Origin of the sequence: Flavobacterium subsaxonicum WB 4.1-42 = DSM 21790, from assembly GCF_000422725.1 — a bacterium.
Taxonomy (GTDB): Bacteria; Bacteroidota; Bacteroidia; order Flavobacteriales; family Flavobacteriaceae; genus Flavobacterium; species Flavobacterium subsaxonicum.
The window spans coordinates 240,152-259,045 of sequence record NZ_KE383910.1 but is presented as its reverse complement, the minus strand read 5'-3'; the positions used below and the strand labels follow the sequence as shown (position 1 = coordinate 259,045).

The 18,894-nt window shown below is 41.2% G+C and carries 17 protein-coding genes; 15 read left to right on the top strand and 2 right to left on the bottom strand.

Going from position 1 to position 18,894, the window contains the following annotated elements; translation table 11 throughout:
* Positions 1-291 precede the first annotated feature (291 nt).
* Positions 292-807, bottom strand: coding sequence for a GNAT family N-acetyltransferase (locus G509_RS0117910; RefSeq protein WP_026992795.1), 516 nt, complete (start codon positions 805-807; stop codon positions 292-294).
* Between the two features lie 102 nt (positions 808-909).
* On the bottom strand, positions 910-1,095 hold the full coding sequence (tatA, locus tag G509_RS0117905; protein WP_026992794.1) for a twin-arginine translocase TatA/TatE family subunit: 186 nt from the start codon (positions 1,093-1,095) through the stop codon (positions 910-912).
* Between the two features lie 195 nt (positions 1,096-1,290).
* Between tatA and G509_RS0117900 the strand changes: the two genes are divergently transcribed.
* From G509_RS0117900 to G509_RS0117825, 15 genes are all read left to right on the top strand, one after another.
* Positions 1,291-2,154, top strand: coding sequence for a M23 family metallopeptidase (locus G509_RS0117900; protein ID WP_026992793.1), 864 nt, complete (start codon positions 1,291-1,293; stop codon positions 2,152-2,154).
* Between the two features lie 9 nt (positions 2,155-2,163).
* Positions 2,164-2,517 carry an SdpI family protein gene (locus G509_RS0117895; protein WP_161627184.1) on the top strand — a complete coding sequence of 118 codons (354 nt, stop codon included), beginning with the start codon at positions 2,164-2,166 and terminating at the stop codon, positions 2,515-2,517.
* 13 nt (positions 2,518-2,530) lie between these two features.
* On the top strand, positions 2,531-4,012 hold the full coding sequence (locus G509_RS0117890) for a GH3 auxin-responsive promoter family protein (RefSeq protein WP_026992791.1): 1,482 nt from the start codon (positions 2,531-2,533) through the stop codon (positions 4,010-4,012).
* Between the two features lie 344 nt (positions 4,013-4,356).
* On the top strand, positions 4,357-6,045 hold the full coding sequence (locus G509_RS0117880) for a DUF6909 family protein (protein ID WP_026992790.1): 1,689 nt from the start codon (positions 4,357-4,359) through the stop codon (positions 6,043-6,045).
* Positions 6,046-6,051: 6 nt separating this feature from the next.
* Positions 6,052-7,044, top strand: coding sequence for a hypothetical protein (locus tag G509_RS0117875; RefSeq protein ID WP_026992789.1), 993 nt, complete (start codon positions 6,052-6,054; stop codon positions 7,042-7,044).
* A 22-nt stretch (positions 7,045-7,066) separates the two neighbouring features.
* Positions 7,067-7,618: a dTDP-4-dehydrorhamnose 3,5-epimerase gene (rfbC, locus tag G509_RS0117870; protein ID WP_026992788.1), complete on the top strand. Its 552-nt coding sequence runs from the start codon at positions 7,067-7,069 to the stop codon at positions 7,616-7,618.
* Positions 7,612-8,442, top strand: coding sequence for a dTDP-4-dehydrorhamnose reductase (gene rfbD / locus G509_RS0117865; protein ID WP_026992787.1), 831 nt, complete (start codon positions 7,612-7,614; stop codon positions 8,440-8,442). Before rfbC ends, rfbD begins: the two co-directional genes overlap by 7 nt.
* Before the next feature lie 66 nt (positions 8,443-8,508).
* Positions 8,509-9,228, top strand: a complete 720-nt coding sequence (locus tag G509_RS22455) for a glycosyltransferase (protein WP_051200361.1) — start codon at positions 8,509-8,511, stop codon at positions 9,226-9,228.
* Positions 9,229-9,274: 46 nt separating this feature from the next.
* The gene (locus G509_RS0117855) at positions 9,275-11,764 is read left to right on the top strand and encodes a DUF6311 domain-containing protein (RefSeq protein WP_026992786.1); all 2,490 of its coding nucleotides are present in this window, start codon (positions 9,275-9,277) and stop codon (positions 11,762-11,764) included.
* Between the two features lie 36 nt (positions 11,765-11,800).
* Entirely contained in the window at positions 11,801-12,601 is an 801-nt protein-coding gene (locus G509_RS22450; RefSeq protein WP_051200360.1) for a glycosyltransferase family 2 protein, read from the top strand.
* Between the two features lie 4 nt (positions 12,602-12,605).
* Positions 12,606-13,871, top strand: coding sequence for an O-antigen ligase family protein (locus G509_RS0117845; protein ID WP_026992785.1), 1,266 nt, complete (start codon positions 12,606-12,608; stop codon positions 13,869-13,871).
* On the top strand, positions 13,858-14,955 hold the full coding sequence (locus tag G509_RS22445) for a glycosyltransferase family 4 protein (RefSeq protein ID WP_051200359.1): 1,098 nt from the start codon (positions 13,858-13,860) through the stop codon (positions 14,953-14,955). Before G509_RS0117845 ends, G509_RS22445 begins: the two co-directional genes overlap by 14 nt.
* 59 nt (positions 14,956-15,014) lie before the next feature.
* A complete protein-coding gene (locus G509_RS0117835) occupies positions 15,015-16,127 on the top strand; it encodes a DUF1972 domain-containing protein (RefSeq protein ID WP_026992784.1) in 1,113 nt (370 codons plus the stop codon).
* Positions 16,063-17,391 carry an O-antigen ligase family protein gene (locus G509_RS0117830; protein WP_035739301.1) on the top strand — a complete coding sequence of 443 codons (1,329 nt, stop codon included), beginning with the start codon at positions 16,063-16,065 and terminating at the stop codon, positions 17,389-17,391. The genes G509_RS0117835 and G509_RS0117830 overlap by 65 nt, the downstream gene beginning before the upstream one ends.
* Positions 17,392-17,491: 100 nt before the next feature.
* Complete coding sequence (locus tag G509_RS0117825; RefSeq protein WP_035739300.1) at positions 17,492-18,859, top strand: undecaprenyl-phosphate glucose phosphotransferase; 1,368 nt, start codon at positions 17,492-17,494, stop codon at positions 18,857-18,859.
* The last annotated feature ends 35 nt before the right edge of the window (positions 18,860-18,894 follow it).

Sequence of the window (18,894 nt, the reverse complement as noted above, 5' to 3'; positions counted from 1 at the left end):
CACATACTGTTAGTATCCCGAGTGGGATCACCACACTCCGCAAGCTACGCTCGTGATGACAGTACGGATAGAGAGCATGAACTAAATATTATTTTTTCACGTACCGTCATCGCGAGGGAGGCACGACGAAGCGATCCCACACGCAGCACACATATTATCAATTACGTTATTCCGAGTGGGATCACCACGCTCCGCAAGCTCCGCTCGTGATGACAGTACCGGGTACAGTGTATATTCTAAGCCAAATAACCACCCGAGGGCTATGCCCGAACGGACGAAGTAAATTCACCCCTACAAAACCCACCTGTACAAACACAGCTCTACATCATCATTAGGTATGGTAATAAACTTCTCGAAAGACAGCCCGATTTTAACCAGCAAATTTTGCGATGCCGTATTATCTTTAGTGGTAATGCCGCTAATTTCGGTCATATTAAAAAGGTTTACGGCAGCATCTTTAAGCTGGCTAACGGCCTCAAAAGCATAGCCCTGTTTTTCGAATTGGGGCAGCAGGGCAAAGCCAATATCAATACCGCTAAGCCCTTCGCGGTCATACAGGCCGCACGTGCCTATTTTTTTGCCGTCGCTTTTACGTACCATAGTGTAGTTACCATAACCCAGCCTATTAAGCTGTGGGGTCATGCGGTTGGCAATGTAGGCCCGGGCTTCGGCAACGGTGGTAACCTTCCTGTCGCCCACAAACTGAATCCATTTGGGGGTGTTAAGCAGCTTTAAAATAAAAGCGGCATCTGTGGCATCTGTTGGCCTAAGCAGTAAACGTTCGGTTTTAAAGGTTTTAAAATCCATAGGTTTAAACATTTAATAGGGGGCAGGTACAATTTACACCACATCAAAAACCCCTTTAAAGCATTACCTTAAAGGGGTTCTTTTTTATTTATAATAAAAATATTATAATTTATTTTCTTCCGCAGCTTTCTTAGAAGTTGCAGGCTGGTTCTCGTCTTTGGCGGCGTTTTTAAATTCCTTGATACCGGTGCCTAATCCTTTCATAAGCTCGGGGATTTTCTTTCCTCCAAACAGCAACACAATAATTACCAGTATTACAAGTATTTCTGTTAAACCTAATTTTCCCATGACAACAAAGTTTTAATTATTCGACAAAGTTAAAGATAAAATGATTTCGTTAAACTATTTACGACAATTATTTGATTATGGTTTGCGTTAAATAAAATAAAATATTTGCATGCCCCATATTTTTGGGTAAGGTTTACTTACAAGAAAACAAGAAAATAGGGCAGGATTAGTATATTTGTCAATTAAACCATTATTATGTGCGCTAAGAGGCTTAAAAAGCAAATTATCAGGAAAAAGCTGTTAAACAAAAACCGCCTGGTAATACTTAACGAAGATACATTTGAAGAGATCTTTTCGCTCAGGCTTAACCTTATGAATGTTTTTGTGGGCATTACCACCATAAGCATTGTAATGATAGCCCTTGTTACCTACATTATTGCCTTTACCCCCCTTAGAGAATATATTCCGGGCTATGCCTCTACAAAACTTAAGCGCGAGGCCACGGCCAATGCTGTAAAATCCGACTCGCTTATTAAAGTTATCGAAGAAAACTCGGCCTACCTCGCATCGGTTAAGCGCGTGCTTACCGGCGAGCTCGATAAAACCCAGCTAAGCCGCGACTCCATTAAACCATCGGAACAAAAAGAACTTACCGAAGAAGACATGAAACCCAGTGAGGCCGACCTGAAACTGCGCGAAGAGGTGGCCCTGGAAGATAAATATAACCTGTTCGAAAAGGCTCAGCCAAAAGTAAATGTAGTGTTGTTTGCCCCCGTGCAGGGCCATATTACAGAGCCTTATAGCGCTACAAAAAGGCATTTTGCGGTTGAGGTTGCCATTGCCAACAACACGCCCGTTAAGGCTATTGCTGCCGGTACGGTGGTATTGGCCGACTGGACACCTACCAACGGCAACGTGATTATTGTTCGCCATAACGATGGTATTATATCGGTATATAAAAAGGCGGCATCATTAACCAAAGAGCAGGGAGACATTGTACGCTCGGGCGAGGTTATTGCCCTTGCAGGCTCAAGCCAGCCGGGTGGGTCGCAACTGCACTTTGAGCTCTGGAAAGACGGCTACCCTATAAACCCAACCCAGTTTATTGATTTTAATTAATTTATGGATATGGAAAATATAACAGATTTGGTTTTGCAGGTTCCGTTCCTGTGCGGCAGTGTATTTCTTATTGTAGGTGGCATTATGTATTTTGCGCCACCTTCCAAAATCAACGGGCTGTATGGCTACCGCACATCATCATCCATGAAATCTCAGGACCGCTGGAACTTCTCTCAAAAATATTCGGCCAAAAAAATGGTAACGGCAGCAGTAGTTATGCTGCTTTTTTCGTTAACAGGATTTTTGTTCGCCATGCCGGAAGTTACCAAAACCGCGATTGGCATGGGCCTTATGCTAAGCAGCTGTGTGTACATGATAGCGGCTACTGAGATGGCCATTAAAAAACGATTTAAAGATTCTTAAACCCACCCCAACCATGTCGTTAAAAACATTTGGTGCAAAAATATTCGCTTCGGTTATACACGGTAAAACCCAAAAATGGGCACAAAACCCTGTGGCAACGCAGCAAAAAGTATTTAATAAACTACTGGCGGCTGCCAAAGACACCCATTTTGGCAAAGACCACGGCTTTGAGGGCATAACCACCCCCGCCGATTTTGCGGCTAAAGTTCCCGTACGCGATTATGAGGGCCTTAAAAACTATGTAGACCGCGTTGTGCATGGCGAGGCCGATGTGCTTTGGCCGGGCAAGCCCCTGTATTTTGCCAAAACATCGGGCACTACAAGCGGTGCCAAATACATACCGCTAACTAAAGAGAGCATGCCCTACCATATAGAGGCAGCGCGCAACGCAATACTGGCTTATATTTACCAAACGGGTAAATCGGCGTTTGTAGACGGTAAGATGATTTTTTTACAGGGCAGCCCCGAACTCGACGAAAAGCACGGCATTAAATTTGGCCGCCTTAGTGGCATTGTAGCCCATTTTGTACCGGCCTACCTGCAAAAAAACCGCATGCCCAGCTGGGAGACCAATATTATAGCAGACTGGGAAACTAAGGTAGACGCTATTGTGGGAGAAACGTACCATGAAGATATGCAGGTAATATCGGGCATACCAAGCTGGGTGCAAATGTATTTTGAAAAGCTACAGCAAAAAGAGGGCAGGCCTGTAGGCGATATTTTTAAAAATTTTAATCTGTTTATATACGGTGGCGTAAACTACGAGCCCTACCGCGCCAAATTCGAAAGCCTTATTGGCCGCAGGGTAGACAGTATAGAACTTTTCCCCGCATCCGAAGGTTTTTTTGCCTACCAGGATTCGCAAACCGAAAAAGGGATGCTGCTACTGCTTAATGCCGGCATTTTTTACGAATTTATAAAAGCTGATGATTTTTTTACCGAGAATCCGCGCCGCTACACTATTGGCGAGGTTGAGGTAGGTGTAAACTACGCGCTCATCATCTCTACCAACGCCGGCCTGTGGGCTTACAATATTGGCGATACTATTGCCTTTACATCAACAGCGCCGTACAGGGTGGTAGTAACCGGAAGGATAAAACATTACATATCGGCCTTTGGCGAGCACGTTATAGGCAAAGAGGTAGAGAGTGCCCTTAATGAGGCGGTTGCCGGCACCAACGTTACGGTAAATGAGTTTACCGTTGCCCCACAAATAACCCCCGCCACCGGGTTGCCCTACCACGAATGGTTTATAGAGTTTGAAAAAGAACCCGAAGACATAGACGCCTTTGCCCTTGCTATAGATGCCGCCATGCGCAAGCAAAATGTGTATTATGACGATCTTATTGCGGGCAATGTGCTGCGCACGCTGGTTATTACTAAGGTAAGCAAGAATGGTTTTCAGGAATACATGAAATCTATTGGCAAACTGGGTGGCCAAAACAAGCTGCCCCGCCTGGCTAACGACCGTAAAATTGCCGATGCCCTAAAATAAGCATCCTTTTAAAGCAACCCCTGCGTGTTTTTTGCGTCTTTGCAGGGTGTGCTGCCACGGGCAGCATAATTCATAGATATAATATGAAACAAAAAAGAGACTATACTACAGAGGCTACACGGAAAGGGTAGACCGGCTTTCCAACATATTTAAACGCGGAAAGATAAAGGGCAGGGCAGAACATGAGTTTGCGGTAGATGTAATTGTGCCCTATCAGCAAATGGGAAAGATTACACAAGATCAGGCTTCGGCATTATCGGCTATGATTGGAGAATATGAAATGCGGGGCTTCAAACGTTAAACTTCACTAAAAAATAAATCATACATTTGCGCAAAATTGAATGATGCAGGGAATTAAGAACATATCACGGTCGCGGGCGCAGGAATCTTCTGCCGCCATAGAGCGCCTGTATATTACCATGAGGCACCTGTTTAACCGCGGGTTCTATAAGCCCATGGGGGTATCGGGCGATACGTTGCGCGAAGCATTGCTATCATTACGGCCTGAAATTTACGGCTCTATTGCCGAAGAAAAAGCCGAGCTTAACGGACTGTTATATGTTATAGAGCGCCTGCCTGTGGGCATAGAGCAATGCAGGTTCATCAATTTAACGTCAGACGAAGGGTATTCCAAATCGCATTTTAAGGCTATTGTTCCGCCTAAGCGAAAGCGCAACTGCTACCGCATAGACGAGGAGCAGATGAATGTGGAAATTACCCGTGGGCGAAGCGATATTTACGACATACTTACCCACCTTACCTTTATTTTTATCGAATCGCAAAAAATAAAGAACCGGGTTTTAATAGACGATAACGGCGAAATTGCACGCGACTGGCTTAAACTGGAGCAAATTATTGCCACACAGGAAAAGCTAACGCTGGAGGAGCGCGAGCAGGCCATATCGCACATATCTAATATACTGGCACGCACCTTTGCCGAGATTACCGATATTTACGATGCTTTTGGCAGCAAAGCGGCGCCCGACAGGTTTTTGCACATTATCTACTGGCTGGGCAAACTTGCTATAGAAGAGGGCATGGGCGGCCCTAAGCGCACCGTTACCTTCAGCACCATATTGCAGGAGCGGTTAGGGCACCACATACACGGCGAAATATGGGCCGACAATATAAAGGCCGTTTTAAAGCAAAACGGGCTGTTAGAGCGCCCCATACACATTATTAGCGCCAACATGCACAGCGTTATGAACTCGTTGTTTGCACCACCGCTTTTAAAAGCCAAATTTAAAGACAAGACCGATTTTTTTATATTCGAAGAGCTAAGCAAGGCTACCAACGGGGCCATGCGCGACAAGGTGCAGGAAACTGCACTTAAAAACGGCATGGTGTATATGCCAGATACATCGGGCACCAATATAGACGTGCAAATTTTTGATACCGATAAGATCGACTTTGCCCAAACGGCATTCCCCACCGCACAAATTGGCAATAAAAAGCCGATAATTGTAGTTATGGACTATGCTTTTGGCGAACAGGCGTACGAGACTATAGACGAGCTGCTTAAGCCATACAAAGAGGCAGGCACCAAAACATTTTTAAACGTAGAGTCGGTTTCTATAATGGGCAAGGCCGGTATATTAGAAGGCAACAAGGGCGACATCATGATACCCTCTGCCCACATAAACGAGGGCACGGGCGATAATTATCCGTTTGATAACCAGCTTACGCTGGAGATGCTGCAGGGGCAGGGCATACCTGTTTTTGAAGGACCAATGGTTACGGTACTGGGCACATCATTACAAAACCGCGACCTGCTTACCTTTTTTAACCAAAGCACCTGGGGCGTTATAGGCCTTGAGATGGAAGGCGCCTACTACCAAAAGGCCATACAGTCGGCATCCAAAATACGCAAAAGCATTAACCCCAATGTAAAGGTGCGCTATGCGTATTACGCGTCAGATAATCCGCTGGAAACCGGCAGTACGCTGGCATCGGGCGGTTTGGGCACTACGGGGGTAAAGCCAACGTACCTTATCACCATAAAAATTTTAGAACAAATATTTAATATCCAATAATAAACTATGGACAACCACGCAAACCAGAGTAACGAGATTGACCTGTCTTATGTAAGTCAGAAAATAAAGAAATCCCTTTCTAAGGTTAACGATTCTTTTTTTGATGCCATTCTTTTTGTTAAACGCTATATTATAGTCATTGTAATAGTTATAGCGGTGGGCGTTACCCTTGGTACACTGAAAGATGAAAACCAAACCTACGACCAAAAAGTATTTGTAACCCCTAATTTTAAAAGTGTAGATTACCTGTACGGCCAAATCCAGCAGCTAAACTCTAAGATAAGGGCTCACGATACCGAATTTTTAAACAAAATAGGCCTTAAGTCGCCGGAAATGATAGCCGGGCTTGACCTTGAACCCATAGTGGATATTTATGAATTTATAGATGAGGTAGACAACGAAAAAGTGGCCAGCAGAAAATTTGACCTCTTTAAGCTTATTGCCGAAAATGGCGAGATGGAAAAAATGCTGGAAGAACAAACCACCAGTAAAAATTACAACAACCAGGTTATAGTTATAACCACAAGGGGCATTGTAACTAAGCAGGATGTTGTAGACCCTATACTTAACTACTTAAATTCTGATGCGTATTACAAGCAAATACAGGCAGAATATATTAAAAACCTTGATGTAGAAATTACTGCCAACGATACGCTTATTAAACAAATAGACGGTATTCTTAACAGTTTTTCTAACCGTAAAAACGGTGGTAACAACATGGTGTCTTTTAATAACGACGGCCAGCTAAACGATGTTATAGAAACCAAGAACAAGCTTGTTGCGCAACAGGCCCTTAACAATATTAAAAAGGTAAACTATACAAGTATTGTTAAAGAAAAAGGCACTGTTTTAAACTTTAAAAGAAAAGGTATTACAAACGGTAACAATAAAATTATTTATCCTGTGGTGTTGCTGTTGCTATTTGTATTTGTAATGCTGTTTATTAGTTATTACAAAAGCCAGGTACGCAAAAGAAAAGCACTTGCTCAAAACATATAATATACTTTAAGAATACGATATAATGATATTTACACCCACAAAACCCGAAGGCTGTTTTATAATAGAACCTAATGTTATAAAAGACCAGAGGGGTTACTTTATGGAGAGTTTTAACCAGGCCCGTTTTGAGGCTGCTACCGGCATTACTACACCTTTTGTGCAGGACAACCAGTCGTACAGCTCTAAAGGCGTGCTAAGGGGCCTGCATTACCAAACCGGAGACTATGCACAGGCAAAGCTGGTGCGTGTATTACAGGGCGAAGTATTAGATGTGGCTGTAGATATAAGGCCGGGCTCTGCAACCTTTGGAGAGCATGTGGCCATAGTATTAAGCGCAGAAAACCAAAAGCAGCTGTACATTCCGCGTGGGTTTGCACACGGCTTTTTGGTACTAAGCAATACAGCTACCTTTTTTTACAAATGCGATAACCTGTACAATAAAGAATCTGAAGGGGGTATTATTTACAACGACCCAACCATTGGCATAGACTGGTCCATGCCCGAGGCCGACCTGTTAATATCTGAAAAAGATACCATCCTGCCAACGTTACAAAGCAGTAAAAAAGCATGGTAGTTTTAGTTACAGGCGCTTTTGGCCAACTGGGGCAGGCCTTGCAGGCACTGGCACCACAGTACAGTGAAATTGAATTTTACTTTGCAGGTTCGGCGGAAGCCGATGTAACGTCTAAAGAAAGCCTTGATGCTATTTTTAGTAAGGTACAGCCGCAGTTTTGCATTAATGCATCGGCTTATACCGCTGTAGATAAAGCCGAAAGCGAGCAGGATAAAGCCTATGCCGTAAACGTTACCGGCGCAAAAAACCTTGCTGAGGTTTGTAACGGGCACGGCACTGTTTTACTGCACGTATCTACCGATTTTGTATTTGATGGCAGTAAAGATAGTCCGTATACAGAGGAAGATACAACCAACCCACAAGGTGTGTATGGCGCTACCAAACGCGATGGCGAAATCGAGATTCAAAACATCCTTAAAGAGCATTATATTATTAGAACGTCGTGGGTATACTCAGAGTACGGTAATAATTTTTTAAAAACCATGCTGCGCCTTGCGGCAGAGCGCGATACCCTTAGCGTGGTTAACGACCAAACCGGTACGCCAACCAACGCTAACGACCTTGCCCAAGCCTTGCTACACATTATTAAAAGCGGCAAACAGGCCTATGGTATTTATAACTACAGTGCACAGGGGCAATGTACCTGGTACGGGTTTGCTAAAAAAATATTCGAGGTGCATAACGTTACCATCACTTTGCTGCCCATACCAACAACGGCCTATCCAACACCGGCAAAAAGGCCGCAATACAGTGTACTTAGTAAACAAAAAATTGAACGTGTTTTCGGCCTCAGCATAAAAAACTGGGAAGACGCGGCAATGTAGCATCGTTTAAAACGCATTATTTAAAATATAAAGTTAACAACAGGCCATTAGGGCTATAAACCGCCAATGCAAAAAATAGCTGTTATATTTCCGTTTTATAACGAAGAAAAAAGAATGCGTGCAGAATTGCTTGAGGCAATGCTTGCCTGGCCCGATGTAGATATGTACCTGGCCAACGATGGCAGTACAGATGCTACTTTGCCCATGCTGCAAAGCCTGGCCGCACAATACAGCGCTAATTGCTTTGTAGAAAACTATACCAAAAACCAGGGCAAGGCGGCTACAATTTATCACACAGTAAACAAGGTTATAAGTACAGGCAATTACACCCATGTTGCTTATTTTGATGCCGATTTTTCTACCCCGTTAACCGAGGTTAAAAGAATGTTCAGGGCACTGCAAAAACACCCCGAAAAGTTTATAATTGGCTGTAGGGTGCTGCTGCTTAATGCAGATATAAACAGAAAGCTTTACAGGCACATTATAGGGCGCTTTATAGCAACACTGGTGGGCTTTAATTTTAAACTGGGCATTTATGATACCCAGTGCGGAGCCAAGATATTTCCGGTTGCCATAGCGCAGGCCGGTTTTAAAGAACCTTTTTTAACCAAGTGGCTGTTTGATGTAGAAATTTTTATAAGGCTAAAAAAAGCAGGGCTTTTAACTATGGGCAAAGAATTTCCGTTAAATAGCTGGCAGGATGTTAACGGCTCTAAGCTTAACTGGAAAATGGGCTTTAAAATTTTAAGAGAAGTACTTTTACTCAACAAGTACAAAACCAAATAACCCTAATTGCTCGAGTAAATACTACATACAATAGACCAAATAAATTATGAATATAGCGGCGTATTTAAAAACAAAAAATTTTATAGTATTTGCACTGGCATTTCTTATTGTTATTTTAACTTTTCATGCTGCTTTTGGCCTGTCTATCATAATACCTACTAATATAAGCTGGCTAATGTCTGTAAGGCACGATTGGGGTCAGCATTATTTAGGCTGGGCTTTTTACCGCAATGAGCCGTGGACTTTTCCATTGGGTGAAATGAACGCAATATGTTATCCAAGCGGTACCAATGTTGGCTATTTGGATGCTATTCCGTTAGTGGCAATTTTAATGAAACCTTTCAGCTCTCTTTTGCCTGAAGATTTTCAGTATTTAGGATTTTGGATGCTAACATGTTATATAATGGTTGCCTACTATACCATTAAAATTTTTAACCTATACAATGCCAAGACCTTTTACATTATTGCAGGTTTAGTGCTTATGGTAGCAAATCCGGTACTATTGTTCAGGAGCATGCACCCTGCACTTTGTGCCCAGGGGTTTATAGTAGCTTCTATATATTACTATTTAAAGCCTGCTACACTGCAAAATGTTAAAAGCCTTAATAAATATCAGGTTATACTTGTTGCACTTAGTGCTCTAATAACACCTTATCTATGCTTTATGATAATGGGCTTTAATTTTATATTACCCATTAAGCATTATTTTTATGATAAGCTGTTAACCAAAAAACAGGCTTTTGCATACCCATTGGTTTCGTGTGCAATAGTAATAATTTTATGGGTTATAGTAGGCATGATAAAAATTGGTGCCCAGGCTAATCTTGAGGTTGGAGAGAGTTATGGCCTTTATGCTCTTAATCTTAACAGCCTTATAAATTCAGGAGGTTTTTCTTTTATAATGCCACAAATGCCTTGGTTTAGCTGGCACCAGTACGAAGGCTATATGTATCTTGGTGTAGGCATTATGGTACTTATAGCAATATCTGTTATATACCTGTTATTAGGCAAAAATTATAAAGCAAGGTTGTTAAAGCACAAGTATTTACTACCATTGTTTATACTGGCTTTATGTTTTGCACTATTTGCCATTACAAATAAAATTAGTTACAGCGACCATTTACTGTTAGAGTTTAAAATTCCTAAAATTATTAGAAAGCTGGGTGGCGTTTTTAGGGCCTGCGGCAGGTTTTTCTGGATAGCATATTATCTTATATACTTGTTTGTTATTCTTGTATTTACCAAAAGCAAACTAAAAGATGCTATAAAAATGCCGGTTCTTGCATTTATCTGTATACTTCAGATGTATGATATAACACCACTATTCAAGGCCAGGAATCTGGAATATGGCAAATACGACAGTCCCTTAACCGAGGATAGCTGGAACAAGGTTTTACCATCGTTTAAAAAAATGATTACCTATCCGCCATTTAATAACCACTTATTAACAGGTATGGATTATCAGGATCTTTGCTTTGTAGCCATAAATAACCATAAAGCCATTAGCTGTGGCTATAGTGCCAGAGAAGATTACAGTGCAAATGCAGTATATACAGATTCGCTTAACAAGGCTATAGCTTCGGGCCAGCTTAGAGACGATGAGCTTTACATAACCACCCCGAAGCATTTAGATGCTTTTAGCAATATGCTGCACAACAAATATTTAAACCTGCAATACCTGGATGGTTATTATATTTTGTACACCAATAAAAATAAGGTTGCACTTGTGCAAAACAAAGTGGCTTTGCAAAAAAGAGATTCGGTAATGAGTGGTTATAACGAAACCAGGTTTATTAAAACAATAAGTAACCCGGTCTTTGCCAGCAGCAAAATACAATACAATATAGAAGACCTCTCTGTTAAAGGCACCGCAATAGCTGTTAAAGGGTGGGCTTTCGAAAACAATACAGCAGGCAATAAAGGAGATTCTGTATTTGTAGCACTTGCAAGTGCAGGCAAAATCGACATTGTTAGTACCAAACAATTGCCAAGGGCAGATATTGCCACCGCATTTAAAAAACCAACAGATAATGTTGGCTTTGCTGCGGTTATTTACAGTGCAAATCATATAAAAAATAATGCAATGGTATGCATTGCTGTAAAAAATGCTGCAGGTAGCTGGACCTATACACAAGTTAACACGCTAAGCAACCTTACCGGTACAGCGCCGGTTAAATTAAATAAGTTGCCTGCCACCAGCCACCAGATAGGTGTTATAGATGAACTGGACGACCAAAAGAGTGATGTACTTGTAAGGGGCTGGACGTTTTTTGACGACCGTAGCGATAAAAATACCCGGGTTGAGGTAGTGTTTATTGGTAAAGCGGGTAATTTTGCTGTAGCGGCCAGCCGTACAGTAAGGTCTGATGTGGCTTCTGCCTACCCTAAATTCGACTATAATAATTCGGGTTATAATGTAAGGGTAAATAAAAAAGACCTGCCTGCAGGTACATACACACTGGGTGTGCTTATAAGAGACACAAAAACTAAAGAAGAATCTATGCTAACGTTAGACAAGACGGTTACAATTAAGTAACCTCTATACTATAGCATACGTAAAAGAATAATGAGCATGGAATTATCGGTAATTATTGTTAACTATAACGGCTTAAAATATCTTAAAGATTGTTTTAACTCGCTGCATGATATGCTGCAAGGCATAAAGCACGAAATTATAGTTACAGATAATAACTCTGCCGATGCAAGCTGCGATTACATTAAGCAACACTATCCTGATGTGGTGCTTATAGAAAGCAAAGACAACCTTGGTTTTGGCAAAGGCAACAACAGGGCAGTACAAGAGGCCAAAGGCGAGTATTTGTTGCTTATAAATAACGATACCATTGTTTTAAGTCAGTTAAAACCGGTGTTAGATGCCTTAAAGGCCGATGCAACTATTGGGGCTATTGGCATAAACATGCTTAATGCCAGTAAAGAGTACCTGCCTGTAGTGGGCAATTTTCCAAATCCTGTAAATTTATTACAGCTAAAAACCCTTTATAACCGGGAACCCGAATTTAAAACCGGCAACTTTACAAAAGGCCAATATAAAGTAGGCTGGCTGGGCGGCTCTTTTTTAATGATACCCAAAAAAGTGTATACTGATATTAATGGCTTTGATGATGATTACTTTATGTATGGAGAAGATATAGACCTATGCAAAAGAATTGCAGATAAAGGCTATAGCAGGGTTTTTATGCCACAGTATGGCTACATACATTTTGTGGGCTATAACAGCAGCAAAGACCCACTAATAATCCGTGGGCTCGAAATGTACATAGCCAAGCACCTAAAGGGCTTAAACAAGCAAATGGCATTGCTGTCGCTAAAAATAAACAAGGCCATTAAAAGGGCTAAAAAACTTTTAAAATAAGGCCATGAAAACACGTAACCAAATAGTTTACCTGTCGCTTTTTGTAATTCTCATTCTGTTACAATTGTACCTGCCGTCGTTTAAAATTAATGTTTTAATACAAATTGCGGCATTGGGGTTTTGTGCGTACGACCATGATATCAGCTTTAATAAAAGGTTTTTAAATTATACCGTTCCTATTGGCATTATATTGGTTGTAGGCTGTATAGGCACGTTTATTTACAGCTACAAGTTTGTACCCATTTCTAAAGATATTTTTCATTTTATAAAACCCTTAACCGGTATATTGCTGGGGTACATTATATTTAAAAAAATAAACAACTTTAAGCTGTTTATAAGGGCTGTTATTATTGCCGCCATACTATCTGCATGTATCCATTTTTATGTATTGGCATTTATGGTACGGTTTCGTGGTGGTATAGAAGATATTAGAGAGTTTACTAAAGATAATTTCCTGGAGCTTTTTGCGCTCTTCTTCCTAATCTACTTCAAAAAATTTGAAGGCAGTAATATACTGTTCAAAAAAATCTATTTAAGGGCAGCCATATTGTTTTTAACCGTTTCGTGTATTACATATTTTTCGCGCACAATGATTATTATGTGGGTGGTATTAATGGTATCGGTTTATGGGCTTACCAAAATTACAACGCAAACAATAAGGTTTTTTGTTATATGCGGCATAAGCACAGGCCTGTTGTACCTCTACCTTTTTAGCGCCAACATAAGCCGCGGCAAGCCCGGCATAGAAGGTTTTTTATACAAGATAAAAATGGCTCCCGAAGAGGTATTTAAAACCAAAATAGACCGCGATAATAAAGCCGACCTTTGGGATCACTGGAGGGGCTACGAAGCTAAAAGGGCTATAGCCTTAATGAATTCTCAGCCCGAAAGTTACATTTTTGGCACAGGTATGGGCTCTTTAGTAAACCTTAAATTCTATGCGCCCCTAACAGGAGAGCCAAAAGGTATACGGTATATATCAGAGTTGCATAACGGCTACATCTATATTCTCTACAAAACTGGTTTTATCGGTATACTAATTTACCTGTTTATGCTGGCCCGTTGGTACGGCTACATTTATAAAAAATTTACCCTGCTAAACATTGTAGTCTCGGCCATTGGGCTGGAATACCTCGTTTCTACCGTTACCATCTCGGGTATATACAATACGCGCGACGCCATAATTTTTATACTGGGAGGGGCGTTGTATTACGCAAATTCCGGCGAAAATAACCTTATCCTGCAACGCAGCACTAATGAGCAACACTAACAAAATAACCCGCATTTTTGTAGACTGCCATGTTTTTGATGGCACGTTTCAGGGTACCACAACTTACATAAAAGGCATTTATCAGGAACTGGTAAAGCACAAAAACCTGCACATTTATTTTGCTGCCGAGAACATTACGGCCTTACAGCAAATTTTTGGCCAGGCCGATAACATACACTACCTTAAGTTTGCATCACACAATAAGTTTTACAGGCTGTTGTTTGATATCCCTAAGCTAATACGGGATAATAAAATAGAGTATGCCCACTTTCAGTACGTGGTGCCGCCCATAAAATACTGTAAATACATAAATACATTGCACGATGTGCTTTTTATGGAGTACCCGCAGTATTTTCCGTTAAGTTACCGCATAAAAAACAAGCTTTTGTTTAAGCTTAGCGCTAAAATGAGCGATGTGGTGCTAACAGTGTCGCATTATTCTAAAGAACAGATAGAAAAGCATTTTAAGCTTAACAATGTAACCATAACCCCCAATGCGGTAGACCCTGTTTTTTTCGAACCTTTTGATAAACAGGCCGTACAGCAGGAGGTAAAGGCTATTTTTGGGGTAGAAAACTACTGGCTGTTTGTAAGCCGCTGGGAGCCGCGCAAAAACCACCACGGGCTGCTTAAGGCTTTCGCCGAAGGTGGCTTCTATAAAGACCAGTACCTGGTTTTTGTAGGCGATAAGGCCCTGCCCAACCCCGAATTTGATACTATTTACAACGCCCTGCCGCCAGAGGTTAAACAAAAAGTGGTTATGCTTAGCCAGATCAATTTTGATAAGCTGCTGCTATTGGTGCGTGGTGCAGCATTATCGGTATACCCGTCTGTGGCCGAAGGCTTTGGCATACCACCGTTAGAGGCTGCCGGTGCCGGTGTGCCGGTGGCGTGCTCTAAAACCACTGCCATGTCTGACTTTGCTTTTTTTGACCCAACGCTATTCGACCCGTTCGATACGCAGGATATGGTTAAAAAAATACAGTTAGCGCCACAAACATCTGTAGATCAGATAAAAATAAAAATTAAAGAACAATATAATTGGGAGGTTTCTGCACAAAATTTCATTGCTGCATTGGCATGATTAAGTGTAGACATTTACAATTAAAACCCTTATTTTTGCACGCTTAACTAATACCGTTAATGAAGATAGCTATTGTAGGTACAAGAGGTATACCAAACCACTACAGCGGGTTTGAGCAGTTTGCCGAATATTTTTCGGTTTATCTGGCCCAAAAAGGGCATGATGTGTATGTGTATAACTCGCACAACCACCTGTACCAGGAAAAAACGTTTAAAGGTGTAAACCTTATCCATAAGTACGACCCAGAATATAAAATGGGCACCTTTGGCCAGTTTGTATACGATTATAATTGTATTATGGATTCGCGCAAGCATAATTTTGATGTTATACTGCAGCTGGGTTACACCAGTAACTCGGTATGGTATTTTTTGCTGCCTAAAAAGCCGGTTATTGTTACCAACATGGATGGCCTGGAGTGGAAACGCTCTAAATATTCTAAACCGGTGCAGCGCTTTTTAAAGTTTGCCGAGAAACTTGCCGCTAACAGCAGCGATTTCCTTGTGGCCGACTCGTTAGGCATACAGTCGTTCCTTAAAAACAAGTACAATAAAGAGTCGCAGTACATACCTTACGGGGCGCATCCGTTTAATAACCCCGATGATGCCATCTTAAAAGAATACGGCGTAGAAAAAGGCAACTACAACATGATTATTGCCCGCTTTGAGCCCGAAAACAACATAGACATGGTATTGCAGGGCGTGGTAGATGGTAATGATGCTACTACTATACTTGTTGTGGGTAACCACACTACAAAATATGGCGAATACCTTAAAACCAAATATGCGGCATACAGCAACATAAGGTTTACCGGTGGTATTTTTAATATAGGCTACCTAAACAACCTGCGTTATTATTCTAAGCTGTATTTCCACGGGCATTCGGTGGGGGGAACCAACCCTTCGCTATTAGAGGCTATGGCATCTAACGCCTTTATTATAGCGCATAATAACGATTTTAATAAGGCCATCTTAAAAGATAACGCCTATTACTTTGCCAACCCGGCCGAAGCAGCACACCTGCTTACCACCTTAAAAAAAGAAGACAACCTGCAAAAGGTAGAGAATAATTATAATGCAATAGTGCACGATTTTAACTGGGACAAGATAAATGGCGAATATTTACAATTTTTCGAGCAATGCGTTACTCAAAAGAATAGGCCTGTCTCCGGGTAAAAAACTTTTGGTGTTATTTATATCGCTGGTAGTTATAACCATACCCATGGGGTATGTGTATAACAGCATTACTATAATATTTTTTGTATTATATTCTATACTTGCGGCCAAAAAGCAACACTTTACTTTTAGGCTGGCTTTGCTGTTGCCGGTACTGCTGTTTGCACTCATGGCATTATCGCTTATATGGTCTATAGATGTTAAGAGCAGCCTTAAGGCGTTAAGTAAAGAGTCGGCATTATTATTTTTGCCCATTGCCTTTTACCTAAACCGCCCGTTGCTTAAGCGCAGCGTTAACGATATTCTTAAAAACTACAGTATTTGCATGTGCCTTTTTGGTGCTTACTTTTTAATACGCGCTGCCATAAGATATTCATCTACCGGCAATGCCGATGTGTTTTTTTACCACGAGCTGGCTACCGCAAAAATTAATGCCATTTATCTTTCGGCTTTATTTTCTTTGGCGCTGTTTGTATTTGTAGAAAAAAAGAACAAAACCTTTTGGGGCTACGGCGCCATGCTGTTTTTGTTCCTGTTAGTATTTTTGCTATCGTCTAAAAACATCATTATTATAGATGTATTTTTAATACTGTGCTACTATATTTTCTTTTCGGGTTTACCTAAAAAAGCCATGTTTTCTACCCTTGCCATTGTATGTGTATTGGCAGGCGGGCTGGGCTATTACGGCAAGATACACGAAAGGTTTACACACGAGTTAGACACACCACCGGCTACAGAGGCAGCCGATGGCATACACAGGGTAACCATAGCCGAAGCATGGAATAAGCCTATGTTTGATGGTAACCATTATTTTAACGGTACAGCATTTAGAACCTACCAGGCCAGGGTATTTAAAGAATTATTTAGCCAGGAGCCGGTGCTGTTAACAGGCTACGGCCTTAATGCATCCAGGCCCAAGGTAGAGCAAAAAGGCATAGAGCACAATGTGTTTCACGAAAATACAGAGCATGTAAGTTATAACAAACTTAACTTTCATAACCAGTACATTGAGGTTTTTGCCGATCTTGGATTGTTTGGTTTTTTATTGGTAGCGGCTATGGTGTTGCTTAATCTTAAAAATGGGCTGTCGCACAAATATTTTGTACATATTGCTTTTGCAGTTCTTATGATAAGCTTATTTTTGACCGAGTCGTTTTTATGGCGCCAGAGGGGTGTGGTTTTCTTTACCGTTTTCTATTGCCTTTTTAACGATTTGTTATATGTAAACCCAAAAAAGACAGGCCTTAAAAAAGCTGTTGTGTAAAAAGCGATAGTGTACTTAATACAGGTACACAGGGTGTAAAAAATGTTTTAAAGCTATTAAAAAGAAAAGCGTTTACGTTTTTCAGGATCTATACATAAAGATGATTTTATCGGGCAGGGCAGGATATTCTAAATATTTAAGGCTAATCAACATATCGTTCGATATCTTGGTAATAACACTTTCATTCCCCATATTTTTTGAGGGGCTGGGTCTTAACAACCTTCACTTTGGCGCTTACCAGTTTGTAGCGTGGAGCATTATAGCCTATTTTTCGGGTTTTTACGAGGTGTTTAGGTATTCGCCACCGCAAGACCTGCTAACCAAGCTGTTTAAGCAGGCACTGCTGTTTACATTAGTAATTATAGCGTTTTTTCCTTTTGCAAAAACAACCGTATTTAGTGGCCTGGCAACCGCTAAGTTTTTAGCAACCGTTTTTATCGCTATAAGCCTGTTTAAGTTTTTATTGTTTTACTATTTAAAGCAATACCGCTTAAGCACAGGCAGCAATTTTAGAAAAGCAGTTATTGTGGGCTATACGCCCGATGCCATAAGGCTTAAAGATTTTTTTGAAGAAAAAACAGAGTACGGCTACCGCTTTTTGGGCTTTTTCTCGGATAAAGAAACCAATGCCCAGATTACCGGCACGGTTACACAATTGCAGGATTTTATTATAGATAATAATGTAGACGAAATTTACTGCTCGCTTAACGAGCTGGATAATGCCCAGCTTAAAGACCTTGTAAATTTTGCCGATGCCAACAGCAAGACCATAAAGTTTATCCCAGATGCTAAAGAGATTTTTTCTAAAAACCTGCGCATCGATTACTACGAATTTTTCCCCGTACTGTCGCTTAGAAAAACAGCATTGCACGAGCCGCCTGCACAGGTGGTAAAAAGGATATTCGATATTGTTTTCTCAATCATGGTAATAATCCTGGTGCTATCGTGGCTAACGCCGCTAATGGCACTGCTTATAAAACTGGAGTCTAAAGGGCCGGTATTTTTTAAGCAAAGCAGGCCGGGCATTAACGAAAAAGAATTTTTTTGCTGGAAATTCCGCTCCATGCAAATTAACGAGACTACCGAGAAATCGGTTACCAGGAACGACCCGCGCGTTACCCGTATTGGCAAGTTTATACGCAAAACCAGTATAGACGAGATGCCGCAGTTTATAAACGTACTAAGGGGAGAAATGTCGGTAGTAGGGCCAAGGCCACATTTATGGACACAAAATAACTCGTACAGCCAAACCATTAAAAAATACATGGTGCGCCTGTATGTTAGGCCGGGCATTACCGGGCTGGCACAGGTTAGGGGCTTTAGGGGCGAGATTACTACCGATGAAGACATGATTAACCGTATACGTTATGATGTGTTTTACATAGAGAACTGGTCGCTTTTATTCGATTTAAAAATAATTATACAAACCGTGGTTAACATATTTATGGGCGAAGATAAAGCCTATTAATTGTACCTTTGCCACACACAAATAATACCTATACA